Genomic DNA, 24,496 nt, shown 5'->3' with positions numbered 1-24,496 from the left:
ATGGCTGTGTTTACCACGACTGAACTGCATGACCTGCGGGATCGCGTCAAGGATGTGAAATTCGGCATGTTTACCACGCAGGACGCCACCGGCGCACTGACGAGTCGCCCGCTGACGCTCCAGCAACTCGATAACGAAGGCAATATCTGGTTCTTCGTCTCCGACCAGGAAGCGTTCACGGGCGAACTGCTCGGCCACCCATCGGTGAACGTGTCGTTCGCGGATGTCGACGACCATCTGTATGTATCGGTATCGGGGCGCGCCGCATTGCTGCGCGATCGTGCCAAGGCGGAAGAATTATGGAACCCGGCCGTCAAGGCATGGTTCCCGCAAGGCCTCGACGACCCGCACCTGGCCCTGCTGCGCGTGGAGCTGCAATCGGCCGAGTACTGGGATACCGCCAACAGCAAGATGGTCACGCTGTTCGCGCTGGCCAAGGCCGCCATCACCGGCAAGCCGCCGACCAACGTGGGCGAGCACCGTCACCTGGGCAGTTGATGACGGCATGGTGCCAGGCCGCCACGGCGGCCCGGCACCATCCGGTCCTGGCCGGGCAGAAACGAAAACCCCGGCACGCGGCCGGGGTGTCGTCATACGCCGGAACTCGATTCCGGCCCTGGAGCACCGCCTTCGGTGCCCGGGGGTTCCCCACCCTGACGGGAAGGTTGGCCGCCGCTCTGGCGGGAACCCGGATCCGCGCCCTGGCGGTTACCGGGAATAGGCTTGTCCAGGCGGCGTACTTCCGTCTCGGGTACATCGACATTGCCGATGCCCGGATGTTCCGTATCTACCAGAACGAACGTATCTTCACTGTTTTTGTTCTTGCGGGATTTGTCGGGGGGAGTCATGCGAATCTCCTGGGCCCAGTCTTATCCTGATGCTGCCGCGGGGGGGGAGTGTGATCAGCCCTGGCGGTTGTCGTTGCGGCCGTCGGATGGTCCGGCCAGGTTGCCCTGGTCGCTTTCGGCGCTGCTGCTGGCGCGCGCGGCGCTCTGGCGGTTGCCGTTCTTGTGGCTCATGGCCCCGGCACGGCGTGCTTCTTCCGAAGTGAACTCGTGCGCTGTGCCCTTGGCATGCGCGGCACGGCCGCCTTCGGAGGCGATCTCACGCTGGCGCTGTGGATCCATCGATGCGAAACCGCGGTTGCGTGTGCTGCTTTGCTTGTTGCCTTGTGCTTCGCCTTGTCGAGTGCCTCGATTGTTACCCTGATTTGAAGCCATGATGGATTCTCCTGAAGTGACGCATTGGGGGAACGTTGACGTGGGTGCAGTGAGGAGGGATCCCGCGCCCGAACGGGATACCGACCAGCGACGATCTTTGTAATAACGTTCGGGCAACAGGAGACTTCATGGTAGTGGAAGCACTGAACAGCAAATATAGGACTGCTACATGTATTAATGTAGGAGAATGCCTACTAAAGACTTATCGACTATTGAGGGGATATAAGCAATCGTCGGCCACCAGGTAAAGCCGTTCGTCCAACGCCGGTTCCACCGGATGGCCGCCCGTGAACGCCCCGAACGAAGGCAGGATCGCATGGCGCTCGCCGATCACGAAACAAGGCAGGCGCAGTCTCTCCCGCCGGCCCGCGAGGCAATACACGGGATGCACGTGGCCGGCCAGCACGTAGCCACCGTGCACCTGCCCGGGCGCCAGGTCCGGGTGGTGGCAGAACGCAAACGGGCCGATCCGGTGCGGCTCGTCGACCAGGTCGATTCGCAGCAGCCGCGACGGATCGCCGGCATGCCTGTCGTGGTTGCCGCGCACCAGCGTCAGCGCCAGCAAGGGGTGCCGCTCGCGCCACGCCAGCATTGCCTGCAGCGTGGCGCTGGCGTGCGCGGCCTTCGCATGCAGGAAATCGCCCAGGAACAGGATGTGGCCGATATCGTGGGCGGCCAGCAGCGCATCCAGGCCGGCCAGGTTTTCGGTGGTGGTCCCGCGCGGTACCGGCACGCCGAGCGCACGGAACGAGGCCGCCTTGCCGAAGTGGATATCGGCCACGACCAGCATCCGCGCGCGCGGCCACACTAGCGCCTTTTGCGGCAGCAGCAGTACCGGCTCGCCGGCCAGCTCGATCGCCGTGCCGCCATGCGCGGGGCGCTCTCCGCCCGCACCGTTCGCGCTGCCGCCTGCAATGACGCCGGCCCCGGTCATGGCCCCGCCGCCTTCTCCAGTTCGCGCAGCACCCGTGCCACGCGGTCGGACAGTTTTTCGGTGCTGAGTTTTTCGCGGAACCGTTCCACCATCAGCGCGAAGCCGAACGGCGTGGCGCGCTTCGTTTCGTGGTAGCTCACGGTGCGCGCCTGCAGCGCTTCCAGCGTGGCGCGCAGCCGCTTCAGTTCCAGCTCCTGTTCCAGCACTTCGCGCTGCGCCTGGGTCAGCAGCAGGTTGCCCGTGTCATGCTTGCGAAACACCTCGAAGAACAGCGACGACGATGCCTGCAGCTGGCGGTTGCTTTTCGGCTGCCCCGGATAGCCCTGGAAGATCAGCCCGGCGATCCGGGCGATTTCGCGGAAGCGCCGCTGCGACAGTTCGGTGGCGTTCAGGCTGGCCAGCACGTCTTCGAGCAGTCCGTCCGTGGTGAACAGGTCCACGTCGCGGCCGTGGCTGGCCGCGAACACCTCCGGCCACGGCACTTCCTCGGCCGCCAGCAGTTCAAAGCCGTAATCGTTGACGGCGATCGAAAACGTGGCCGGCCGCATCCGCCCTATCCGGTACGACAGCAGCGAAGCGAGCCCGATGTGCACCGACCGTCCGGCGAACGGATACATGAACAGGTGGTGCCCTTCGCGGCTGTGCACGCTTTCGATCACGGTGCGCTGCGGCGTCGGCAGTGCCGACCAGCGCGCCTGGATGTCCAGCAGCGGCCGCACCGCCGCCATTTCGGGACCCCGGTAGATCCCTTCGGTCGCCAGCCGCATCTGTTCCAGCGCGGCATGGGCCAGCTCCGACGACATCGGCATCTTGCCGCCCTGCCAGCGGGGCACGGCGCCTTTCGCGCCGGTGGCCCTCTTCACGTAGGCCGTCATCTCGTGCACGCGCACGAATTCAAGGATGCGCCCGCCGAACAGGAAATGGTCGCCCTTGTTCAGTCGTGCGATGAACCCTTCCTCGACGGTGCCGATCCGGCCGCCGCTCTGGAACTGCACCCGGATCATCGCTTCCGACACGATGGTGCCGATGCCCATCCGGTGTCGCCGGCCGATCGCCGCGTCCGGCACGCGGTAGACGCCCTCCTCGTCCGGCAGCACGCGCCGGTATTCCGGATACACCGTGAGGCTCTGGCCGCCGCGCGCCACGAAATCGAGCGCCCACTGCCACTCCTGCTTCGTCAGGTCGCGGTACGACCAGGCCGTGCGCACCTCCTCGTACAGCGCCTCCGGGCGGAAGCCGCCGCCCAGCGCCACCGTGACCAGATGCTGCACCAGCACGTCGAGCGGCTTGTCCGGCACCGGGCGCGATTCGATGTCGCGGTCCTTCACGGCTTGCACCGCCGCGGCCGCTTCCAGCAGTTCCAGGCTTTGCGTGGGCACCAGCGTCACCCGCGATACCCGGCCCGGCGCGTGGCCGGAGCGGCCGGCACGCTGCAGCAGCCGGGCGATGCCCTTGGCGCTGCCGATCTGCAGCACCCTTTCGACGGGCAGGAAATCGACGCCCAGGTCCAGGCTGGACGTGCACACCACCGCTTTCAACGTGCCCTTCTTGAGCCCCAGCTCGACCCAGTCGCGCACCTCCCGGTCCAGCGAGCCGTGGTGCAGCGCGATCAGCCCGGCCCAGTCGGGCCGCGCTTCCAGCATGTTCTGGTACCACAGCTCGGCCTGCGAGCGGGTATTGCAGAATACCAGCGAGGTGGCGTGCCGTTCGATCTCGGCAATCACCGGCTGCAGCATCTGGATGCCCAGGTGGCCGGCCCACGGAAAGCGCGACGGGTTGGCCGGGATCAGCGTATCGATCACGATATCCTTGCGCACGCTGCCTTCGACGACCGTGCCCGCCGCCTGGCCGTCGCGATCCGGCCCGAGCAGCGCTTCCTGGGCCCGCTGCAGGTTGCCCAGCGTGGCCGACAGCCCCCACACCACCACGCCGGGGTTCCACTGCCGCAGCCGGGCCAGCGCCAGCTGCGCCTGCACGCCGCGCTTGTTGCCCATCAGTTCGTGCCATTCGTCGACGATCACCATGTCCAGCAGCGCGAACTGCTCATGCGCATCGGCCTTCGACAGCATCAGCGACAGGCTTTCCGGTGTCGTCACCAGCGCATCGGGCAACCGCCTGGCCTGCCGCGCGCGGGCGCTCGACGACGTGTCGCCGGTGCGCGCGTCGATGGTCCAGCCCGGCATCAGGTCGGCCGCCGAGTCGGACAGCGCGCGCAGCGTATCGGCGGCCAGCGCGCGCATCGGCGTCAGCCACAACACGCGCAGCCCGGCCTTGCGCCTCGGCGGCGCCGCCATGGCCCGCTGCAGCGCCGCGAACCATACGGCGTAGGTCTTGCCCGAACCGGTGGTGGCATGCAGCATGCCCGACTGGCCGGCACGCGCCGCCTTCCACACGGCGCGCTGGAACGGAAACACCTTCCAGCCACGGGCGGCGAACCAGTCGTCGACGGCTTTCGTCATGCGCCGGATGCCCCCGCCAGCAAGCCCTTCAGCATGTCGAGCGTATCGGCGTCGTCCACGGCCTTGTCGTCGCGCCGGCGCAGGATGCGGGGGAAGCGCACCGCGATGCCGGACTTGTGGCGGGGCGACGCCTGGATGCCTTCGAAACCGATCTCGAACACCATCGTCGGCCGCACGCTGCGCACCGGGCCGAAGCGCTCGATCGTGGTACGGCGCACCGCGTTGTCCACCTGCGCGATCTCGGCATCCGTCAGGCCGGAATAGGCCTTGGCGAACGGCACCAGCTGGCGGCCGCCGTTGCCGTCGCCGTCCCACACGGCGAACGTGTAATCCGTGTACAGCGAGGCGCGGCGGCCGTGGCCGGCCTGCGCGTAGATCAGCACCGCGTCCACGCTGTACGGATCGACCTTCCACTTCCACCATGTGCCCACATCCTTCGTGCGGCCCACGCCATACTGCGCATCCTTCGCCTTGAGCATCATGCCCTCGACGCCGCGCATGCGCGATTCCTGCCGGATGGCCGCCAGCGCCTGCCAGCTGTCGGCGTGCACCAGCGGCGAGATGCGCAGCTGCGGCACGTTCATTTCAGCCACCAGCTGCTCGAGCAGCGTGCGGCGCTCGCATTGCGGCAGCTTGCGCAGGTCGACGCCATCGCGTTCGAGCAGGTCGTAGGCCACCAGCACGGCCGGGTACTCGGCCAGGAATTTCGGCGACAGGGATTTGCGGCCGATGCGTTTCTGCAGGTCGGCGAACGGGGCCGGCGCGTCCCGCGTTTCCCCACCCTCGCGCCAGACCAGGATCTCGCCGTCGACCACGGTGTTGTCGGGCAGCCGGAGCGCGGCCAGTTCGGGAAAGCGCTCCGTGATCAGGTCTTCGCCGCGCGACCAGATCCAGTTGCTGCCGCGCGAGACGATCTGCGCACGCATGCCGTCGTATTTCCACTCGACCTGCCAGCTGTCGAGCTCGCCCAGCGCGGCCGGATCGGCATTGAGCTGGTGGGCGAGAAAGAACGGGAATGGCTGGCCGCCGCGCTGCGCGTGTTCATCCGGCGATTCCAGCGCGATCAATTGCAGGAAACCCTTCGCCGTGGGGCGCACGCTGCCGTCGGTCCACCCCATCAGGCGCTGCGCGATCAGCTTGGCATCCACGGCGGCGATGCCCGATAGCGCCCGCGTCACCAGCAGCTTCGATACGCCGACCCGGAAGCCCCCGCCGATCAGCTTGACCAGCAGGAAGCGCTCGCGCGTTTCCAGTTCGTCCCAGTACGAAAACAGCGCGGCGCGGATGGTCTCCGGCGCCGCGCCCCGCAACGGCGCGATGCGCCCCTCGATCCATTCGGCCAGGCCCACGTCGCTGCGGTGCTTCGGTTCCGGCAGGATGTGGGCAATGGTCTCGGCCAGGTCGCCGACCGCGTGGTAGCACTCGTCGAACAGCCATTCGTCGAGCATCGCGTATTCGGTCGCGTATTGCCGCAGCAATTTCACGGGCACGGCCTGGCGCGGCTTGCCGCCGGCCAGGAAGTAGACGGCCCACGCGGCGTTTTCCGGCGATGCGCTGCCGAAGTAGGCCTTCAGCGCATCGAGCTTGCGGTTGGTGGCGGTGGTCTCGTCGAGTTCCGCGTACAGGCGGGCGAACTCACGCATCGCCTTTTCCTTCGCTATTTCCTTCGTCGTCGCCGGGCCGGGCCGCCGCGGTGCCGGCCGCCCGCGCGGCATCGGCCTTGTCCGGCACGGCCCAGCGTTTTGCCACCGCGTCCAGCTCCGGCGCCGCCGGGTTCTCCGCCGCGCGGTCGCCCGTCGCGCCCTCCGCCGCGGCCCCGGCCGCGGCGGCGTCCTCGGCCTCGTCGTCGCCGTATTCGGTATCGAAGCCCTTGGCATCGTAGCCGTTCTGGCACAGCCAGCGCACCATGATCGGGATCGAGCCATGGGTGACGACCACCCGCTCGGCGCCGGTGGCCTTGATGGCGGACATCAGCCCCGGCCAGTCGGCGTGGTCGGACAGCACGAAGCCGCGGTCGACCCCGCGGCGGCGCCGCGCGCCGCGCAGCAGCATCCAGCCGCTGGCGAACGCATCGGAATAGTCGCCGAAGCGCCGTACCCATGGCGAGCCGCCGGCCGAGGGCGGTGCGATGATCAGCGCGCTTTTCAGGTCGGCCTTGTCCACCTCGCTCACCATCCGCGTGGGCGGCAGCGCCACGCCGGCCTCGCGGTACACGCGGTTCAGCGGCTCCACGGCGCCGTGGCAGACGATCGGCCCGATCGCGGGATCGAGGCCGGACAGGATGCGCTGTGCCTTGCCGAACGCGTAGCTGAGCATCAGGCTGGCGCGGCCCTGTTCCGCATTGCGGCGCCACCAGGCGTTGATGTCGTCGAAGGTCTGCTGCTGCGGTTCCCAGCGGTAGATCGGCAGGCCGAACGTGGATTCGGTGATGAAGGTATGGCAGCGCACCGGTTCGAACGGTGCGCAGGTGGCATCCGCTTCCACCTTGTAGTCGCCGGAAGCGACCCAGACTTCGCCGCCGTATTCCATGCGCACTTGTGCCGAGCCCAGCACATGGCCGGCCGGGTGCAGCGAGATACGCACGCCGTTGTGCTCGATCGTTTCGCCGTATTCCAGGCTTTGCACGGTGATGTCGCCAAGGCGCGACTTCAGGATGCCGATGCCCGGCGCGGCCGCCAGGTAGTGCCCGTGGCCCACGCGCGCATGGTCGCCATGGCCGTGCGTGATGACGGCCCGCTCGACGGGCCGCCACGGATCGATATAGAACCCTCCGGGCACGCAGTACAAGCCTTCCCTGCGCACCACGACCATGTCTCCGGCCATAAATCCTCCTCGTTCAGGCCAGTTTAGCCCGCACGAGGGGTACGCTCTGTCCGGCAGCGCACAAAGCAAGATTCTGAAGTACCAGTCTTAGACCGGCTGCACGAACTCCGCCATGAAAGTCTTGGTGGTGTTTTCCGGGAACTCGATCGTGATCTGGTCGCCAGCCACCGACAGCACGGTGCCGATGTCGAATTTCGGCACCTTTACCTGGCTGCCGATGACAAAGGACGGGATCTGTGGCACGGCCGGTTCCGGCAACGGCTCGAACAGCGGCTCTTCGTCCTCGATCGGCTGCACGGCCGGCGGCGACACGCAGTTGTCGCAGCAGCCGCACGACTTGATGCCGGCCGAATCGTCGCCGAAGTAATCCAGGAGCTGCTTCCAGCGGCAATAGCCACTCTGCGCATAGGCCACCATCTGTTCCAGCGCCTGCTGGTCGCGCTCCTGCTTCTGTTCGTAGATCGCGGCCAGCCGGGTGAAATCGGCGGCCTTGGCGTCGCGGTTCGTCAACAGCCAGTCGAGCTTGCGGTTCTGCCGCAACAGCTTGCCGTCTTTCAGCAGCTTGAGGCAGACCTTCAGCTGGCTGTCCGGCAGATCGGGCACCGCATCGCAGATCACGTCCGCCGGGCAGGGCACCCGCGCCGCCGCGGCCTCGTACACATCGCGCAGTTCCTGCGCGGTAGGATAATGCTTGACGAGGAAAAACTGCTGCAGCCGCTTGTCGTCCTGGAAGTACAGCAGCGTGCACCGGGCCGGCTCGCCATCGCGGCCGGCGCGGCCCGATTCCTGGTAATACGCTTCCAGGTTGGCCGGCACCTGCAGGTGGATCACGAACCGCGTATCGCTCTTGTCGATGCCCATGCCGAACGCGTTGGTGGCCACCATCACGCGGCGCTCGCCGTTCATGAACAGGTCCTGGTTTTCCTTGCGCTCCCGGGCCGGCAGGCGGCCGTGGTACAGCGCCACGCTTTCGCCGGCCTGCTCCAGCGCCGCATGCAGTTCCTCGGCCGCCTTTACCGTGGCGGCATAGATGATGCCCACGCCTTCGGTTTCACGCACGAGCCGCAGCGCCTGCGCCGTTTTTTCGGCGGGATTGGTAACCTGGAATACGCTGTAGTGCAGGTTGGGACGGTAGACGCCCGTATTGATCACGTTCATCCTGCGCGCGCCGAGCTGCTGCGAGATGTCCTTGATCACATCCTCGGTGGCGGTGGCGGTCAGCGCCAGCACGGGCGGCTGGCCCAGCGCACGCAACGCCGCGCCGATTTCCAGGTAGGCGGGACGGAAGTCGTGTCCCCACTGGGAGATGCAATGCGCCTCGTCGACCACCAGCAGCGAAATATGGATGTCCTGCAGCACCGCGAGGAACTCGGGGTTGACCAGCCGCTCGGGTGTGCAGAAGATGATGCGACTGAGGTTGTTGCGGATGCTGTCCAGCGCATCGACTTCCTCCTGGCGCGACAGGCTGCTGTTGAGCTGTGCGGCGCCGATGCCGATTTCCTCCAGCTTTTCCAGCTGGTCCTTCATCAGCGAGATCAGCGGCGACACGACGACCGTGGTGCCCTTGAAGATCGACGCGGGAATCTGGTAGCACAGCGACTTGCCGCCGCCGGTGGGCATGATGGCCAGGGTGTCGTGTCCTTCGAGCACGCTGTCGATGACGCGCTGCTGCCCGGCGCGCAAGGCATCGACGCCGAACACATTGTGCAGCAGGTTGCGGATCAACGCGGTGCGTGCCTTGCCTGCCCGCTGGGTGCCGCGCAATTCGGTGGCGCTGAGGTTTCTGGTGACCATGTATGTGAGGGGAAAGTGGCACACGACATGTGCGCCATCGTGTAATCACGATAGGTGTCTTGCCCGACAGTTGCCATAGGACGCGGCCTACTCTCCCTGTAGGAGTGCTTTCCGGCCAATTTCAGGAATTGCCGAGCAGCGCGTAGAGCACCATTCCGAGTCCGGCCATGGACACCAGCCACACCAGCGAACGCACCACCGGCACGCCCAGCGCATACAGCGGCACATAGGCGACGCGGGCGCCGAAATACAGCCAGCAGCCCCACCATGTGAGCGTGCCTTCGGCGCCGGCCACGTGCGCGGCCAGCACGGCGCCGATGAACAGCGGCAGCGTTTCGAACAGGTTCAGCTTGGCCCGTTCGAGCCGCGCCGTGACCTTGCCGGGCGGCGGCGCCTCGCCGTCGCGCGCGCTCGCATTGTAGGCGGTGCCCGTCTCACGCGTGCGCGCCGTCGAGTGCAACAGGATCTGCACGATCGCCAGTACCAGGGTCCAGCCCAGCAAAACCAGTTCGGTGCTCATGTGCGCTTCCTCCGTCGTCAGTCAACATTATCGAGTGCAGCCTGCAGTTCCATCAGGTCGTACGGCTTGCGCAGGCACGCGGCCGCGAATTCCAGGTGGTCCAGTGCTTCCTTGCCGTATCCGGTGGAGAAGATGATGCGCATTGCCGGCCTGGTTGCCGCGACCTGGCGCGCCAGCTCGATGCCGGACATGCCGGGCAGGCTGACATCGGTGAACAGCACGTCGAATTCCTGGCTGTGCGTCAGTTGCCAGGCCTGCTCGCCGTCCGGCACGCCGGATACCGTGTGGCCCAGCATGCCCACCAGTTCGCACACCATCTGCAGCGAATCCTCGTTGTCCTCCACCACCAGCACGCGCAGGGATGCGTGGCGCGGATGCTGCGGCTGCGGTTCCAGCAGGTTGTGCCGTGGCACGTGCTGGCGCTCACGCGCCTGCAGCTGGTGCCGCCGGTTGTTCAGCACGTGGCGCAGCTTGCGCGCCAGGTCTTCGCGCCGGTACGGCTTGCTGAGCAGCTCCAGCCCCGCATCCAGCCGGCCGCCGTGCACGATCGCATCCTGCGGATAGCCGGAGGTGAACAGCACCGCCAGGTTCGGCAGCACCTGCTGCGCGATGCGCGCCAGCTCGGGGCTGCGCAGCGGGCCGGGCATGACCACGTCGGTGAACAGCAGGTCCACGTGCTCGCCCGATTCGATGATGCGCAGCGCCTGTTCGCCGTTCTCTGCGGCCAGCACGCGATAGCCCAGTGCCCTGAGCATGTCCAGCACCACGATGCGCACGCCTTCGTCATCCTCGACCGCGAGGATGGTTTCGCTGCCGCCGGTGATGGGCCCGGTGTCCGGCACCGGCTCTACGCTCTCGGCCATCATCGTGCGCGGCAGGTAGATCTTGATGCTGGTGCCCTGCCCCGGTTCGCTGTAGATGCGGATGTGGCCGCGGCTCTGCTTGACGAAGCCATAGGTCATCGACAGCCCCAGCCCGGTGCCCTCGCCTTCCGGCTTGGTGGTGAAGAACGGTTCGAACGCGCGCTGCAGCACCTCGGGCGTCATGCCGCTGCCGGTATCGGTCACCGACAGCATCACATACGGCCCGGCCGGCACGTCGGCCAGGTTGCTGACATAGTGATCGTCCAGCACCGCGTTGCCCAGTTCGATGGTCAGCCGGCCCGCGCCCTGCATCGCATCGCGGGCGTTGATCGCCAGGTTCAGGATCACGTTCTCGATCTGTCCCGGGTCCACCAGCGTGTTCCACAGGCCGCTGCCGACCACGGTCACCAGTTCCACCGCCTCGCCCAGCGCGCGGCGCAGCAGCTCGTCCATGTTCGACACCAGGCGGCCGAGATCGGTGACGACCGGCTGCAACGGCTGGCGCCGCGCGAAGGCCAGCAGCTGCGACGACAGCTTGGCACCCCGTTCGACGGCGCCGATCGCCATGGCCAGCCGGCGCTGTGCCGCCGCGTCCCCGGCCAGGTGCTGGGCCAGCAGGTGCAGGTTGCCGGAAATGATCTGCAGCACGTTGTTGAAGTCGTGCGCCACGCCGCCTGTCAGCTGGCCTACCGCCTCCATCTTCTGTGCCTGGCGCAGCGCCTCCTCGGCCTTGCCGCGTTCGGCCACCTCGCGGCTCACGCGCTGCTCCAGCGTGTCGTTCAGGTCGCGCAGCGCCACCTCGATGCGGCGGCGCTCGGTGATATCGGTCTTCACCGCGATCAGCGCCACCGGCTGGCCGGCCTCGTCGTCCAGCCGGCTCATGCTGCTGGCGATCCACACCCATTCGCCATCCGGCCGCGCATAGCGCTTCTCGAGCGTAAACGGCGTGCCGGTTGCCTTCAGCCGGGCGACCCGGTCGCGGTTTTCCGCCAGGTCGTCCGGATGGATCAGGTCTTCCATGTGCATGCCCAGCAAGGCTTCCTCGGCGCGGCCCAGCATCTGGCACAACGCGCCGTTGACGCGCGTGTAGCGCCCTTCGAGCGACAGTTCGGACAATCCCACCGAGGCCTGGCCGAAAATGGCGGCCAGCCGGTCCTGGCTGGTGCGCAGCTGCTGCTCGATCTCCTTGCGCCGGGTGATGTCGAACGCCACGCCCACGTAACGGCGATGGGCCGGCGTGGCGCCTTCGACCGCCTCGCCCTGGCGCGCCAGCCAGCGCACTTCGCCGGTATCCACGCGCCGGATGCGGTATTCGGTATAGGCCAGCGGATTGTCGTCCGCGCCGAGGCGTTCGGGCCCCACGCGGCCGCGGTCGCGCGGATCGACCAGCGAGACCAGCAGCGCTTCCGTCACGTCCACGTCCGGCCCCAGGCCCCACACGCGCCGGTATTCGGGCGATACCACCAGCTTGCCGGTGGCGGGAAACCATTCGAAGCTGCCGATGCCGCCGGCCTGCTGCGCCATCCGCAGCCGCTCCTCGGTGAGGATATGATCGGTGACGTCGACGCCCTCGACGAACACGCCGCTCACGCTCCCGTCCCGCGCGCGCAGCGGCTGGAAGACGAAATCGAGATAGCGCGGCTCCAGATGACCGTCGTCGCCCAGCAGGTCGACCTTCAGTTGCCTCCCCACGTACGGTTCGCCGCTGGCATACACGTGATCGAGCAGGTCGACGAAGCCCTGGTCGCGCACTTCCGGCACCGCCTCGCCCACCGTCTTGCCGATCACGTCGCGCCCGCCGACGAGCCGCAGGTAAGGCCGGTTCGCCAGCTCGAACACGTGTGCCGGGCCGCGCAGCACGGCCATGAAGCTGGGCGCCTGCTCGAACAGCTCGCGCAGAAGGCCGGTTTCCTCGCGCAGGCGGCGGTTCTGCCGGTTCAGTTCCAGGCGATCGCGTTCGCGCTCGCGTTCCATCAGCACGCGCTCGGTCACGTCCACCACAGTGCACAGCACGCCGCCCACGGCGCCGCCGGTGTCGTATACGGGGGTATAGAACAGGTCGAAGAACACGTCCTCGGGCACGCCGTTGCGCAGCAATGTCAGGGGCGTGGCCGGATGCCGCTGCGTCTCGCCGCGAAAGCCCGCATCCAGGATCGCGCGGTTCCAGTCCCAGACCTCCGGCCACGTATCGGGCACCGTGCCGCCCAGCGCCGCCGGGTGCCGCGCACCGGCGATTTCCACATAACCGTCGTTATAGATCATCACGTGGCGCGGGCCCCACATCAGCACCATCGCGATCGGCGAATTGAGCACGATATCGACGCTGGTCCGCAGCGCCGGCGTCCACCCGCCCGGGTCGCCCAGTGCCGTGGCGGCCCAGTCGAAGGCCCGCACCAGGGCACCCACCGCGCCGCCGCCATGCGGCCGGTAGCCGTCGCCGTGGGCCATCGCCGCGCTGCCGGCCGTCATGCGGCGGCCCGCGCGGAATGGACACCCCCGGCGCCGCCATGGCGCGGCAGCGTCACCGTGGCGATCGTGGTGCCCAGCGCCGCGTCGGAAGCGATGTCGAGCTGCCCGCCGTGCGCATGCACGAACGTGCTGGCGGTGTACAGGCCCAGCCCCAGGCCCTGGCCGGCCTTGCGCGCATCGTCGCGGTGCTGGTAAGGCTCGAAGATGCCGGCCAGCCGCGCGGCCGGGATCACGCCGCGGTTGCTCACGGTGAGGCGCAGCTGATGCGCCGCGGTGCCGTCGACGTGAACCCGCACGGCGTGATCCGGTTCGCCATGCTGGAGTGCATTGCCGACCAGGTTTGCCATCACCTGGGAGAAGATGCCGGCGTCCACCTGCGCCGCCGGATCGCCGCTCGCCTCGACCAGCACGCGCGACGGCCTGTCCGGCGCACCGAACTCGTCGGCGATCGCCCGGCACAGCTCGGCCAGGTCGCGGCGGGCCGTTTTCAGCTGCATGTCGCCGGAACGGATGCGCGCCAGGTCGAGCAGCTGGTCGACCATCTGCGCCATGCGCTTGGCGCTGCCGCCGATGCGCTGCGCCGTCACCGCCACCTTCGGGTGATCGGTCATCAGCGGCAACAGCATCGCGCCGTTCATGACCACCGACAGCGGCGTGCGCAGGTCGTGCCCCAGCACGGCCATGAACATTTCGTTCATGTGCAGCGCGCGCTGCAGCTCCTCGAGCCGGTGCGACAGCTGCTGGCGCTGCTGGTACATCTCGACGAAGACATTGACCTTGCTGATCAGTGCCTGCGCATCGATCGGCTTGTACATGAAATCCACCGCGCCGGCCTCGTAGCCGCGGAAGCCGTAGTTGGTCTCGCGCGACGCGGCGGTGAGGAAGATCAGCGGAATGGCGCGGGTACGCTCGCTGCCGCGCATCAGCTCGGCCAACTCGAAACCGTCCATGTCCGGCATCTGCACGTCGACCAGCGCCAGCGCCACCTCGTGCGCCAGCAGCAGTTCCAGCGCTTCGGCGCCGGAAGCGGCCTTCAGCAGGGCCAGCCCCGGCCGGGAGAGCAGGGCTTCAATGGCGATCAGGTTTTGCGGGATGTCGTCGACGACGAGGATGTTGATCGGTGCGCTCACGGGTTTCTGCGTGGTTCCTGTTTCTGGTCTTCTGGGCAGTCGCCCGGGCGGGTGGCCCCGGCGCTTGCGGCAATAGTCACATGTCGTGATATTAGCCATGATGCTACAATATTTGCCAAAATGACAGCGCATGGTTGAAACGACAACGCCGGCGGCCCAGGCCGCCCGGGGGACTGGCCGGCGGCGCCGCGGCAAATGCGGCAAAGCGGTAAAATGCGCGCTTTGCCGACAGGATCGCACGATGACCTTTTCCCTTTCCGATACCGCCTACCGTACCGACAGCCCCGAAGCCAAGGAAACCATGTACGCCGACCTGCGCTCGCAGCTGACGGGACTGCTGCACGGTGAAACGGACTGGATCGCGAACACGGCCAATTTCAGCTCCCTGGTGTTCAACACCATGCCGGACCTGAACTGGGCCGGCTTCTACTTCCTGCAGACGCCGGAAGAACTGGTGCTGGGCCCGTTCCAGGGCAAGCCGGCCTGCATCCGCATCAAGCGCGGCCGCGGCGTGTGCGGCGGCACCGTGGAAAAAGGCGAGTCGATCGTGGTGCCCGACGTGCATGCATTCCCCGGCCACATCGCCTGCGATGTCAATTCCCGCTCGGAGCTGGTGGTGCCGGTGTTCGTCGGCGGCCAGATCGCCGGCGTGTTCGACCTGGACAGCCCGCTGCCGAACCGGTTCGACGACGTCGACGCGCGCGGCATCGAATCGCTGGTGAAGATCCTGGAACAGACGCGCGCCTGAGCGGCCGTTGCGCCGGGGCGCTGGAATCGGGCCGGCCGAGCCAGCCCGGCGCGATCCGGCTGCCCGGATCGGCCAGGTAAATCAGGCAGGCAGCCTCAGACGAGCAAGGCGGCGCTCATCGACTTGGCCTGCACGGCCGCCTCGTCCAGCAGCGCGGCCACGTGCGGGTGCTGCTCCAGGTAGCCGGCCAGCGCCGCGGTGCGGCCCAGCATGGGGTCCTGCGCCTGCGGCAGCGGCGAGGGCACCGGGCACAGGTGGCGCGCCACCAGCAGCGTATCGCGCAGGCCTTCGGGCGGAATGCCGACGGCCGCGCCACGCAGCGACACGATCGCCAGCGCCACCGGTTCCGGCACCTGCAGTTTCTTCATGATCTCGCGCGCGATGATTTCCTGCGCGGCGCCCATCCAGTCTTCCGGATCGTCCAGCAGGCCGGGAATCGCATCGGCCCGGCCCAGCAGGTAAAAGCCGCTCACCTCGTGCATGATGCCGGCGAACAGCGCGGTATCGGCTTCGATGCGCGTGATCCGGGCCGCGATCACATAAGCCAGCGCGGCCACGTGGGCGGAGTACTTCCACAATTGCTCGGCCTGCTCGCGCAAGCGCGGATCGCGGATGCGGGCACCGAACTGGCGCACCACCATCGCCGCGGCCAGCGAATACAGGTTGCGGTAGCCCAGCCGCATCACGGCGGTGCGCACGCCCGTGGCCAGCGCCGCCCCGTTGGAGCGGAACACCGCCGAATTGGCGAGCGCCACCGCGCGCGCCGCCAGGATCGGCTCGGCCAGCAGCTTGCGCATCACGTCCTCGTCGCGGCAATCCGGATCGGCCAGCGTCATCTGCAGCGACAGCGCGGCATTCACGCTGGTGGGAAACACCAGTTCGCCCCGCTGGGCTTCGGAAACGATTTGAGCGAAGTCTTTGAGCTTTTCCATGGGCTGAACTATACCTGTTCCGGCCCGTACCCCGCTAGGCGCGCGCGGAGCTTTTCGGGTGGCCACGCATGCCGGGCGCTCACGCCAGCTTCGTCAGCTTCTTGATCCGCACGTCGGCCTGCCCGCCGATCGCCGCCGCCAGCGCCAGGAAGTGCTGCGTGGCTTCGTGCTCGGCCAGCGCGGCGGCGCCGGTCCACTCTTCCAGCATCACGAATTTCTCGGGAGCGCTGTTGTCGACATGCAGTTCGTAGCGGCGGCAGCCCGCTTCGGCGCGGCTGGGCGGCACGACCTGTTCGAGGGCCTGGCGCACGACGGCTTCGGCGCCCGGCTTGGCGGTGATGGTGGCGATGACGGTGAGGAGTTGGGTCACGAGTGGTCCTTTTGCAATGGTTGAAGGGAAGAGTTTAAGGGGGATTGGCGGATCTTGCTGGCAGCAGCAGGGCCTACCAGCCGGCGGCGATGCCCTTGGCCGGGATGCCGAGATCGGTGCGGCTAACGTCCGCTTCGGCAAAAACCTGCTTCCATCCCGCCACTGCTTCCCTGACTGCTTCCACTATCTCGCTGGCTTCTCCCCGTGTCAGAAGGAACCGCCCGGGGACAGCACCTATCGCCTGGGCGAATTCATCAGCAGCGGATGGTTGCGCAGATGATAGTCGCCATTGCCCACCAGGATATTGAAGACCATGTCCCGGATAGCTTACCAACAACATTCCCTAGTGCATGCCTCCATCGCAAGACTTCCAAGCTCTCATTCTGTTGAGTATCCCCAACAAGGCCTGCCTAGAGCTGGATAGCATTCCAAGTACGCATATTTCTTAGGAGAATGACATGGCGATTGATGTTTATCTTCATATTGATGGAATCAAAGGTGAATCAGCCAATTCTGCACCAAGGCTGGATTGAGGTTACGGCTGCTCACTCGGGCGTAACACAACCTAGAAGCGCGACTGCATCGACTGGCGGGGGCCACACAGCCGAGCGCTGCGATCACCGGACACTCTCCTTTACAAAACTTGCGGACATGGCCTCTCCTCTTTTGCTACAGACCTGCTCTGCTGGCAAAACAATACCGAAAGTGAAGCTCGAATTCATGCGGGCGGATGGGCAAGGCGTGCCAGTCCGATACTATGAAGTCGAAATGGAAAATGTGATCATTGCCAATATGGATCAAGCCGTGCGTGAAGGTTCGATCCTGGATGACTCGGTTGGTCTCAAGTTTTCAAAGATTAAATGGAAATACTCCCAGCAAAAAATCAGCGGCGGAAGTGGAGGCAATACCGCCGGAGGATGGGATCTCGCAGGCAATAAGTGTGCTTGATGGAGGATACTTATGCAATTCCAACCCATGGATTCTCGCAGTTACTTCATGCTGCCGCAGGCCCCGGAAGACGCCGGCTATTACGTCTACGGCAGACTCAAGGGCATTCCAAGCAAAGGCGCCTCCCAATACGCCTATCCATCTTTGATGACTGCCATATTGCGCGTCGAAAGAGAGTGGAGCCATATCGACGACCGTAAATTCGGGATTGGAGACATCAGTCTGGCTGGTGGCATTGATCACCCCGATCATGGATCACATGAGAGCGGCCTCGACGTTGATCTACGCCCCATACGGAAAGATGGTCAACATAAGCCTGTCAGCTGGCACGACAATGAATATGACTTCGAGGCGACAGCGAAACTGATCGAACTATTCCACGCTTACGCGAATGTGAAAGTTCTGTACTTTAATGATGCAAGAATTCCCTTTGTTGTCCGGTGGCCGCATCATGACGATCACTTCCATGTGACTGTGTGGGGTTAAGATGAGAAAATTGCTGGGAATTATGTTCGCTGCAACGGCCACTTTCTCTCTCGCTAACGCTATTCCATTAGACGCTTGGCGACCACTTCAGGTTCGCTATACTATTTTCTCCGGCCATACGTTGGGCGATCGAGACGCACCGACGCCAACAGATCGAAAGCTCGCTATACTCGTCGATGGTCAGGCTGCCAAGGAGATTTTTGACTCGATTGGGCCAGATATGCCCTCGAGCTGTAGCCAAGAAAAAGGGGGCCGCGACCGTGAAAAACAGGGTGTGCAATGCACCTATGCTGCTCGCAGGGGCACCAAAGGCTATCAATGCTGGATAGGCATTGACCTTCGGACGGGTAAAAGTACGGCGACTGCTAGCTGTTGAGGCTTCTTGACGCTGTCAATTCCCATCGGGGTCTGTAGCGCAGCCATCATACCCCGGTCCTTCCTCCTGGCTACAAACGGAGTACTGCATCGCGTTACAACATACTCGGCTTGTCACTGATTCTCGCCAACCGCCCTTTGCGCCGTGGCCAACCACGATGCCCCGCCTAAACCGGGTAAAATGCCCACCCAACCGCCTCGCTTCTCAGCCGTACCGAATCCATGAACGTCCCCGCAGAAATCAACGCCGCCGCCGTCAAGAACGGCCCCGCCGAAAAAGTCACGCCGATGATGCAGCAATACCTGCGCATCAAGGGCGAACACCCGACGATGCTGGTCTTCTACCGCATGGGCGACTTCTACGAGCTGTTTTTCGACGACGCCGAAAAGGCTTCGCGCATCCTCGGCATCACGCTGACGGCGCGCGGCAACGCCAACGGCGTACCGATCAAGATGGCCGGCGTGCCGTTCCATTCGCTGGACGGCTACCTGGCCAAGCTGGTGAAGCTGGGCGAATCGTGCGCGATCTGCGAGCAGATCGGCGATCCGGCCGCCAGCAAGGGGCCGGTCGAACGCAAGGTGGTGCGCATCGTCACGCCGGGCACGCTGACCGATTCCGATCTGCTGCCGGAAAAATCGGAGCGCCCGCTGCTGGCCCTGTCGATGCTGAACGGCCGCAAGCAGGTGACGGTCGGCCTGGCCTGGCTGTCGCTCGCCTCCGGCAACCTGAAACTGATGGAGTTTTCCGGGGATCAGCGCAGCGTCAACGCGCGCCTGGTGCAGGAACTGGAACGCATCGTGCCGGCCGAGATCCTGCGCGCCGACGGCGGCGACCTGTTCGAGGAAATCACGATGTGCCACGTGAACGGCGTGCCCGAGTGGCACTTCGACGTGGTGCATGGCCACAAGGCGCTGCTCGACCAGCTGGGCGTGGCCACGCTGACTGGCTTCGGCGCCGACGGCATGGGGCCCGCGTTCGGCGCCGCCGGCGCGCTGCTGCGCTATGCCCAGGTCACGCAGGGCCGCGGGCTACAGCACGTACGCAACCTGTCGTGCGAGACCGAGTCGGAATTCATCGGCCTGGACGCCGCCACGCGCCGCAACCTGGAGCTGACGGAAACCATTCGCGGCCAGGAGTCGCCCACGCTGTTCTCGCTGCTCGACGGTTGCCGCACGGCGATGGGCTCGCGCATGCTGCGCCACTGGCTGCACCACGCAAGGCGCGACCAGGCCGTGGCGCGCGGCCGGCATGACGCGATCGCCGCGCTGATGCAGGACGATGCCACCGGCTCGCTGGGCTTCCACCTGCAGCACGTGCCGGACATCGAACGCATCACCACGCGCGTCGCGCTCCTCACCGCCCGGCCGCGCGACCTGGCGGCGCTGCGGGATGGATTGCAGCAGTTGCCGAAGCTGCAGCAATCGCTGCAGCGCGTGCTCGGCCTCGACAACGACGACAGCCTGCTGCGCCGCATCCACGCCCAGCTCGACCCGCCGGGATCGTGCGTCGACCTGCTGGTGCGCGCCGTGATGGCCGAGCCGGCCACGATGGTGCGCGACGGCGGCGTGATGGCGCGCGGCTTCGACGCCGAACTGGACGAACTGCGCGGCCTGTCCGAGAACGCCGGCCAGTACCTGGTCGACCTCGAGACCCGCGAGCGGGCGCGGACCGGCATCGCCAACCTGCGCGTCGAATACAACCGCGTGCACGGCTTCTACATCGAGGTGACCAACGGCCAGGCCGACAAGGTGCCGGACGACTACCGCCGCCGCCAGACGCTGAAGAACTGCGAACGCTACATCACGCCGGAACTGAAGGCGTTCGAGGACAAGGCGCTGTCCGCGCAGGATCGCGCACTGGCCCGCGAAAAGGTGCTGTACGACCAGCTGCTGGCCGACCTGGCGCCGCACATCGGCTGTCTGCAGAAGATCGCGCAGGGCATCGCGCAACTGGACACGCTCACCGCGCTGACCGAACACGCGATGCGCAACAACTGGTGCGCGCCGCGGCTGGTGGCCGAATCGTGCATCGACATCCGCGAAGGCCGCCACCCGGTGGTGGAAAACCAGATCGAGCGCTTCATCGCCAACGACTGCCGCCTGGTGGCCGAGCGCCGGCTGCTGCTGATCACCGGCCCGAACATGGGCGGTAAATCGACGTTCATGCGCCAGGTCGCGCTGATCACGCTGCTGGCCTACATCGGCAGCTACGTGCCGGCGGCCAGCGCCACGATCGGCCCGATCGACCGCGTGTTCACCCGCATCGGCGCCACCGACGACCTGGCCGGCGGCCGCTCCACGTTCATGGTGGAGATGACCGAGGCGGCTACCATCCTGAACGGGGCCACCGAGCATTCGCTGGTGCTGATGGACGAGATCGGCCGCGGCACGTCGACCTTCGACGGCCTGGCGCTGGCATGGGCCATCGCCCGCCACCTGATCGATGCGAGCCGCAGCTTCACGCTGTTCGCCACGCACTACTTCGAGCTCACGCAGCTGCCGGAAAGCCATCCGACGGCGGCCAACGTGCACCTGTCGGCCGTGGAGCACAAGGACAGCATCGTGTTCCTGCATGCGGTGCAGGACGGCCCGGCATCGCAAAGCTACGGCCTGCAGGTGGCGCAGCTGGCCGGCGTGCCGCAGACCGTCATCAAGGCGGCCCGCAAGCACCTGGCGCGCCTGGAGGCCCAGGCGCTCGACGCCACGCCGCAGCTGGACCTGTTCGCCGCGCCACGGGCGGACGCGGACGACGAACCCGCCGCTATCGCCCCGCCCGCCGCGGCGGAAGACCCGAAACTGGCCGAACTGCTGGCGGCGCTCGACGACCTGGATCCCGATGCGTTGTCGCCGCGCGAAGCGCTGGACCGGCTGTACCAGCTGAAGCGTCTCGCGCCGGCATGAAGCGGCGCGCCGGCCTGGCCTGCCTGCTGCTGGGCGTCGCCCTGGCAGGGGGCGCCCTGCCGGGTGCACGGCTCGCCACGGCGGCGCCGGTGATGTCACAAGCGGCAGAAGGGGGGAAAGGGGCACAGGCGGCGCCGGAGGACGCAAAGTCGTTCGACATCGCCATCATCGGCCATGCCTTTCCAGGGGACTCCGGCGACGACGACCTGCAACGCACGCTCGCCCGCGCCGACCGGGAAAAACCGGCGTTCGTGATTGCCACCGGCATCAAGTCGGCGGCGGAACCCTGCACCGACAAGCTGTACCTGCAGCGCAAGGCCCTGCTGAACAGGTCCGACCGGCCGCTGATCCTCGTGCTGTCTGGCGACGACTGGACCGCGTGCCGCAACTCGGCGGGCCGCTCGAACGCGATCGAGCGGCTGAACCGGATCCGCGAGATCTTCTACGACGGCCAGGAAGCGCTGGGCCGCCGGGTGCTCGACCTGAACCGGCAATCGACGATCACGAAATTCCGCAGTTATTCGGAAAACGCGTACTGGGAGCGCGGCGGCGTGCTGTTCGCCACCATCAACCTTCCCTCCCCCAATAACCATTTCCTGCCCGAGGCGGGCCGCAACAGCGAATACGAAGACCGCCTGGTCGCCAACCGCGCCTGGCTGCAGCGGCTGTTCGGCATGGCCAAGCGGCGCAAGCTGGAGGGACTGGTGCTGTTCTCGAACGGCGCCGTGCGCATCCATGCCGAACCGGGGTTTTCGCTGCTGGCCGGCTTCTCCAGCAAGCAGGACGGCTTCGCCGAAACGCGCCGGCTGGCGCGTACGCTCGCCGGAAAATATGCGGGCAAGGTGCTGCTGGTCGATACCAGCCGCGAGCCCCCGGTCAAGGGCGACCCGATACCGGGCACGGTCACATGGCAAGGCAACCTGGGGCACGTGACGCTGGGCGGCGAATGGCATGTGCTGCGCGTGGCGCCGGGGAGCGAACAGTTGTTTACGCTGCACCCGGACGAGGCAAAACAGCGCGTGCAGGGGAAACCGCCCAGGAACGATAACGAACAGCGGAAGCTGCCCAGGAATGAAAGCGGGCAGCCGAAGCTGCCCGATGGCGGCAAGCCGAAGCCCGCCGCGGAGAGCGAACCGCCGAAGCCGTCCGCGAAGTAAGGATCAGTGCACCGGGTGGGTGCGGAACTGGTCGCCTTCGTCGCCTTCGTCGTCCTCGTCGTCACCGTGGTGGTGGCCGTGTGCGCCGTGCACGTGCTCGTGGGCGATTTCCTCATCGGTGGCTTCGCGCACTTCCAGCACTTTCAGGTCGAAGCGCAGCGCCATGCCGGCCAGCGGATGGTTCCCGTCCAGCACGACCTTGTCTTCGGCGATGTCGGTCACGGTGAAGATCATCGCTTCCTCGTCGTTGTCGCCATCCGGCATGCCTTCGAACTGCATGCCCACTTCGAGCGGCTCCGGCAGGCGCGAGCGCGGCTCCACCTTCACCAGGTTCGGGTCGTAATCGCCGAACGCATCGTCGGGTTCGATCTGGATCGTGTTGGCGTAACCGACTTCCTTGCCGTCCAGCTCTTCCTCGATCTTCGGCAGGGTGTTTTCGTACCCGCCGTGCAGGTACACCATCGGCTGGCGGCCGTCTTCGATCAAATTGTTCTGGGCGTCGGACAATTTGTATTGCACGGTCACGACGGTGTTCTTGGCGATCTTCATTTCGCATCCTTTCTGGTCTAATGGCGCCGATTATACTCCGTGGCCGGCCGGAGCCGCGCGGCCTTGCCGCCATGCCGGTTGTTATAATATGGTATGAAAAAATCCGCACCGCTCCGCCTCCTCGGCGACATCACGCCCGCGCAGTTCATGCGCGATTACTGGCACAAGAAACCCCTGTTGATCCGGCAGGCCATTCCGGGCTTCAAGCCGTTGCTGCCGTTCGATCAGCTCGCCGCCCTGGCCACGAAGGATTACGTGGAATCGCGCCTCGTCACGCTGGCCGATGGCGAATGGAACATGCAGCATGGGCCGCTGCACGAACTGCCGCCGCGCGCGCAGCGCGAGTGGACGATGCTGGTGCAGGGCCTGAACCTGCAGGACGATGCGGCCGACGCGCTGCTGCGCCAGTTCCGCTTCGTGCCCGATGCCCGGCTCGACGACCTGATGGTCAGTTTTGCCACCGACGGCGGCGGCGTGGGCCCCCACTTCGATTCGTATGACGTATTCCTTCTCCAGGCCGAAGGGCAGCGCCGCTGGAAGATCGGCCCGCAAAAAGACCTGTCGCTGGTCGAAGGCCTGCCGCTGAAAATCCTCAGCAATTTCAAGCCCGCCGAGGAATTCGTGCTGGAGCCGGGCGACATGCTGTACCTGCCGCCGCATTATGCGCACGACGGCGTGGCGATCGGCGACTGCCAGACGTATTCGATCGGTTTCCGCTCGCCGTCGTACCAGGAACTGGGCGAAGCGTTCCTGCAGTTCATGGCCGACTCGATCGACCTGCCGGGCCGCTACGCCGATCCGGACCTGGAACCGGCCGGCAAGCCGGCCGAAATCCCGAAGAACATGCTGGGCCGGCTGGCGGACGAGCTGAACAAGATGCAGTTCACCGAAGACGATTTCGCGATCTTCCTCGGCGAATACCTGTCCGAGCCCAAGCACAATGTGTTCTTCGTGGGCCCGGAAAAACCGCTGACCGCGGCGCGCTTCGCGCAGACGGCGGCGAAACGGGGCGTCAGGCTGTCGCGCAAGACGCAGATGCTGTACCGCGGCAAGCACGTCTTCATCAATGGCGAATCGTTCGCGATCGGCCGCGCCGACAAGGCGGCGCTGGAAGCGCTGGCCAACGACCGGGTGCTGGACGGCGCCGCGGTTGCCGCCGCCTCCGGGGACGTGATGGACGCGCTGTTTGCCTGGTACACCGACGGCTGGCTGGAACTGTCCGGCAAGTGACGTGCAAATAAGCAGCGAACAAGCAGCAAACAAGGACAAGGAGCGGCGATGGACAGGCACACATTCGATACCCGCGCCGGCTTCCAGGCCCGGCTGGATGATTGCCTGTCCCGCGCGCGCCTGTCGCTGGCGCTGTTCGACCCGGACTTCGGCTGGTGGGAGCTCGGCAGCATCCGCAACGATGTCCTGCTGCGCGAGTTTTTCCGCCATGGCGGCCGCCTGCAACTGGTGGCGCACAGCAACGCCCGGCTGGAACGGGATGCGCCTCGCTTCCTGCGCCTACTGCGCGATTACGGCCACCTGATCGAATGCCGCATCACCGACCGCTCGCTGCACCACCTCACCGATTCGTTCTGCATCGGCGACGGGCACCACCTGCTGCGCCGCTTTCACAGCGATCACTTCCGCGGTGAAGTAATTTTTAATGCGCCTTCGTCAACCAAACTTCATCTCGAGCGTTTTCAGTCTATCTGGACCGAAACACAACCCGGCCTGCAAGCTAGCTTTACTGGTTTGTAAGGGTTGGCAGGCATAAATCGGTTCAATTTCAGTTTCTGACAAGCAACCCAATACCGGGTCGCGCATTGA

Annotated in this window: 20 protein-coding genes and 1 pseudogene; 8 read left to right on the top strand and 13 right to left on the bottom strand. The window is 66.0% G+C overall.

What is annotated here, in order from left to right; all coding sequences use genetic code 11:
* Nucleotides 1–498, top strand: a complete 498-nt coding sequence (locus GJV26_RS20655; protein WP_155710618.1) for a pyridoxamine 5'-phosphate oxidase family protein — start codon at nucleotides 1–3, stop codon at nucleotides 496–498.
* A gap of 92 nt (nucleotides 499–590) precedes the next feature.
* Here GJV26_RS20655 and GJV26_RS20650 read toward each other — a convergent pair whose 3' ends face one another.
* The 10 genes from GJV26_RS20650 to GJV26_RS20605 all read right to left on the bottom strand — a co-directional run bounded on the left by GJV26_RS20650 (nucleotide 591) and on the right by GJV26_RS20605 (nucleotide 14,212).
* The gene (locus GJV26_RS20650) at nucleotides 591–848 is read right to left on the bottom strand and encodes a hypothetical protein (RefSeq protein ID WP_155710617.1); all 258 of its coding nucleotides are present in this window, start codon (nucleotides 846–848) and stop codon (nucleotides 591–593) included.
* 54 nt (nucleotides 849–902) lie between these two features.
* The gene (locus tag GJV26_RS20645; protein ID WP_155710616.1) at nucleotides 903–1,220 is read right to left on the bottom strand and encodes a KGG domain-containing protein; all 318 of its coding nucleotides are present in this window, start codon (nucleotides 1,218–1,220) and stop codon (nucleotides 903–905) included.
* A 202-nt stretch (nucleotides 1,221–1,422) separates the two neighbouring features.
* The gene (gene pdeM / locus GJV26_RS20640) at nucleotides 1,423–2,154 is read right to left on the bottom strand and encodes a ligase-associated DNA damage response endonuclease PdeM (protein WP_155710615.1); all 732 of its coding nucleotides are present in this window, start codon (nucleotides 2,152–2,154) and stop codon (nucleotides 1,423–1,425) included.
* A complete protein-coding gene (locus tag GJV26_RS20635; RefSeq protein ID WP_155710614.1) occupies nucleotides 2,151–4,613 on the bottom strand; it encodes a ligase-associated DNA damage response DEXH box helicase in 2,463 nt (820 codons plus the stop codon). Before GJV26_RS20635 ends, pdeM begins: the two co-directional genes overlap by 4 nt.
* Entirely contained in the window at nucleotides 4,610–6,256 is a 1,647-nt protein-coding gene (locus GJV26_RS20630) for an ATP-dependent DNA ligase (protein WP_155710613.1), read from the bottom strand. Before GJV26_RS20630 ends, GJV26_RS20635 begins: the two co-directional genes overlap by 4 nt.
* A complete protein-coding gene (locus GJV26_RS20625) occupies nucleotides 6,249–7,436 on the bottom strand; it encodes a ligase-associated DNA damage response exonuclease (protein ID WP_155710612.1) in 1,188 nt (395 codons plus the stop codon). Before GJV26_RS20625 ends, GJV26_RS20630 begins: the two co-directional genes overlap by 8 nt.
* 87 nt (nucleotides 7,437–7,523) lie before the next feature.
* A complete protein-coding gene (locus GJV26_RS20620; protein WP_155710611.1) occupies nucleotides 7,524–9,230 on the bottom strand; it encodes a RecQ family ATP-dependent DNA helicase in 1,707 nt (568 codons plus the stop codon).
* A 121-nt stretch (nucleotides 9,231–9,351) separates the two neighbouring features.
* A complete protein-coding gene (locus GJV26_RS20615; protein ID WP_155710610.1) occupies nucleotides 9,352–9,750 on the bottom strand; it encodes an MAPEG family protein in 399 nt (132 codons plus the stop codon).
* A 17-nt stretch (nucleotides 9,751–9,767) separates the two neighbouring features.
* Nucleotides 9,768–13,082, bottom strand: coding sequence for a hybrid sensor histidine kinase/response regulator (locus GJV26_RS20610; RefSeq protein WP_229419373.1), 3,315 nt, complete (start codon nucleotides 13,080–13,082; stop codon nucleotides 9,768–9,770).
* Nucleotides 13,079–14,212, bottom strand: a complete 1,134-nt coding sequence (locus GJV26_RS20605) for a hybrid sensor histidine kinase/response regulator (protein ID WP_189441763.1) — start codon at nucleotides 14,210–14,212, stop codon at nucleotides 13,079–13,081. Before GJV26_RS20605 ends, GJV26_RS20610 begins: the two co-directional genes overlap by 4 nt.
* 241 nt (nucleotides 14,213–14,453) lie before the next feature.
* Here GJV26_RS20605 and msrC point away from each other — a divergent pair, with 241 nt between their 5' ends.
* Nucleotides 14,454–14,960 carry a free L-methionine (R)-S-oxide reductase MsrC gene (gene msrC, locus GJV26_RS20600; protein ID WP_155710608.1) on the top strand — a complete coding sequence of 169 codons (507 nt, stop codon included), beginning with the start codon at nucleotides 14,454–14,456 and terminating at the stop codon, nucleotides 14,958–14,960.
* A 95-nt stretch (nucleotides 14,961–15,055) separates the two neighbouring features.
* Here the strand turns inward: msrC and GJV26_RS20595 are convergent, their stop codons facing one another.
* Together GJV26_RS20595 and GJV26_RS20590 are read right to left on the bottom strand one after the other, a co-directional pair.
* The gene (locus GJV26_RS20595; protein WP_155710607.1) at nucleotides 15,056–15,892 is read right to left on the bottom strand and encodes an HDOD domain-containing protein; all 837 of its coding nucleotides are present in this window, start codon (nucleotides 15,890–15,892) and stop codon (nucleotides 15,056–15,058) included.
* A gap of 79 nt (nucleotides 15,893–15,971) precedes the next feature.
* The gene (locus GJV26_RS20590) at nucleotides 15,972–16,262 is read right to left on the bottom strand and encodes a putative quinol monooxygenase (RefSeq protein ID WP_189441766.1); all 291 of its coding nucleotides are present in this window, start codon (nucleotides 16,260–16,262) and stop codon (nucleotides 15,972–15,974) included.
* Nucleotides 16,263–16,720: 458 nt separating this feature from the next.
* Here GJV26_RS20590 and GJV26_RS20585 point away from each other — a divergent pair.
* From GJV26_RS20585 to GJV26_RS20570, 4 genes and pseudogenes are all read left to right on the top strand, one after another.
* A pseudogene (locus tag GJV26_RS20585) lies at nucleotides 16,721–17,210 on the top strand (Hcp family type VI secretion system effector).
* Nucleotides 17,211–17,222: 12 nt separating this feature from the next.
* Entirely contained in the window at nucleotides 17,223–17,696 is a 474-nt protein-coding gene (locus GJV26_RS20580) for a penicillin-insensitive murein endopeptidase (RefSeq protein ID WP_155710605.1), read from the top strand.
* A gap of 597 nt (nucleotides 17,697–18,293) precedes the next feature.
* A complete protein-coding gene (gene mutS / locus GJV26_RS20575; protein ID WP_229419372.1) occupies nucleotides 18,294–20,972 on the top strand; it encodes a DNA mismatch repair protein MutS in 2,679 nt (892 codons plus the stop codon).
* The gene (locus GJV26_RS20570) at nucleotides 20,969–22,129 is read left to right on the top strand and encodes a hypothetical protein (protein ID WP_155710604.1); all 1,161 of its coding nucleotides are present in this window, start codon (nucleotides 20,969–20,971) and stop codon (nucleotides 22,127–22,129) included. Before mutS ends, GJV26_RS20570 begins: the two co-directional genes overlap by 4 nt.
* A gap of 3 nt (nucleotides 22,130–22,132) precedes the next feature.
* Here the strand turns inward: GJV26_RS20570 and GJV26_RS20565 are convergent, their stop codons facing one another.
* A complete protein-coding gene (locus GJV26_RS20565; protein ID WP_155710603.1) occupies nucleotides 22,133–22,678 on the bottom strand; it encodes an FKBP-type peptidyl-prolyl cis-trans isomerase in 546 nt (181 codons plus the stop codon).
* Nucleotides 22,679–22,771: 93 nt separating this feature from the next.
* Between GJV26_RS20565 and GJV26_RS20560 the strand changes: the two genes are divergently transcribed.
* Both GJV26_RS20560 and GJV26_RS20555 read left to right on the top strand, forming a co-directional pair.
* Nucleotides 22,772–23,908, top strand: a complete 1,137-nt coding sequence (locus GJV26_RS20560; protein ID WP_155710602.1) for a ribosomal protein uL16 3-hydroxylase — start codon at nucleotides 22,772–22,774, stop codon at nucleotides 23,906–23,908.
* A gap of 48 nt (nucleotides 23,909–23,956) precedes the next feature.
* On the top strand, nucleotides 23,957–24,427 hold the full coding sequence (locus GJV26_RS20555; protein ID WP_155710601.1) for a DUF7931 domain-containing protein: 471 nt from the start codon (nucleotides 23,957–23,959) through the stop codon (nucleotides 24,425–24,427).
* Nucleotides 24,428–24,496: the final 69 nt, after the last annotated feature.

Source organism: Pseudoduganella dura (assembly GCF_009727155.1).
GTDB lineage: Bacteria > Pseudomonadota > Gammaproteobacteria > Burkholderiales > Burkholderiaceae_D > Rugamonas > Rugamonas dura.
This window is presented reverse-complemented; position numbering and strand designations above follow the sequence as displayed.

Excerpts from the sequence above, each read along its gene's own strand:
- GJV26_RS20655 (WP_155710618.1), top strand. The coding sequence starts at position 1 with ATGGCTGTGTTTACCACGACTGAACTGCATGACCTGCGGGATCGCGTC.
- GJV26_RS20650 (WP_155710617.1), bottom strand. The coding sequence starts at position 848 with ATGACTCCCCCCGACAAATCCCGCAAGAACAAAAACAGTGAAGATACG.
- GJV26_RS20645 (WP_155710616.1), bottom strand. The coding sequence starts at position 1,220 with ATGGCTTCAAATCAGGGTAACAATCGAGGCACTCGACAAGGCGAAGCA.
- pdeM (WP_155710615.1), bottom strand. The coding sequence starts at position 2,154 with ATGACCGGGGCCGGCGTCATTGCAGGCGGCAGCGCGAACGGTGCGGGC.
- GJV26_RS20635 (WP_155710614.1), bottom strand. The coding sequence starts at position 4,613 with ATGACGAAAGCCGTCGACGACTGGTTCGCCGCCCGTGGCTGGAAGGTG.
- GJV26_RS20630 (WP_155710613.1), bottom strand. The coding sequence starts at position 6,256 with ATGCGTGAGTTCGCCCGCCTGTACGCGGAACTCGACGAGACCACCGCC.
- GJV26_RS20625 (WP_155710612.1), bottom strand. The coding sequence starts at position 7,436 with ATGGCCGGAGACATGGTCGTGGTGCGCAGGGAAGGCTTGTACTGCGTG.
- GJV26_RS20620 (WP_155710611.1), bottom strand. The coding sequence starts at position 9,230 with ATGGTCACCAGAAACCTCAGCGCCACCGAATTGCGCGGCACCCAGCGG.
- GJV26_RS20615 (WP_155710610.1), bottom strand. The coding sequence starts at position 9,750 with ATGAGCACCGAACTGGTTTTGCTGGGCTGGACCCTGGTACTGGCGATC.
- GJV26_RS20610 (WP_229419373.1), bottom strand. The coding sequence starts at position 13,082 with ATGACGGCCGGCAGCGCGGCGATGGCCCACGGCGACGGCTACCGGCCG.
- msrC (WP_155710608.1), top strand. The coding sequence starts at position 14,454 with ATGACCTTTTCCCTTTCCGATACCGCCTACCGTACCGACAGCCCCGAA.
- GJV26_RS20595 (WP_155710607.1), bottom strand. The coding sequence starts at position 15,892 with ATGGAAAAGCTCAAAGACTTCGCTCAAATCGTTTCCGAAGCCCAGCGG.
- GJV26_RS20580 (WP_155710605.1), top strand. The coding sequence starts at position 17,223 with ATGCAATTCCAACCCATGGATTCTCGCAGTTACTTCATGCTGCCGCAG.
- mutS (WP_229419372.1), top strand. The coding sequence starts at position 18,294 with ATGAACGTCCCCGCAGAAATCAACGCCGCCGCCGTCAAGAACGGCCCC.
- GJV26_RS20570 (WP_155710604.1), top strand. The coding sequence starts at position 20,969 with ATGAAGCGGCGCGCCGGCCTGGCCTGCCTGCTGCTGGGCGTCGCCCTG.
- GJV26_RS20565 (WP_155710603.1), bottom strand. The coding sequence starts at position 22,678 with ATGAAGATCGCCAAGAACACCGTCGTGACCGTGCAATACAAATTGTCC.
- GJV26_RS20560 (WP_155710602.1), top strand. The coding sequence starts at position 22,772 with ATGAAAAAATCCGCACCGCTCCGCCTCCTCGGCGACATCACGCCCGCG.
- GJV26_RS20555 (WP_155710601.1), top strand. The coding sequence starts at position 23,957 with ATGGACAGGCACACATTCGATACCCGCGCCGGCTTCCAGGCCCGGCTG.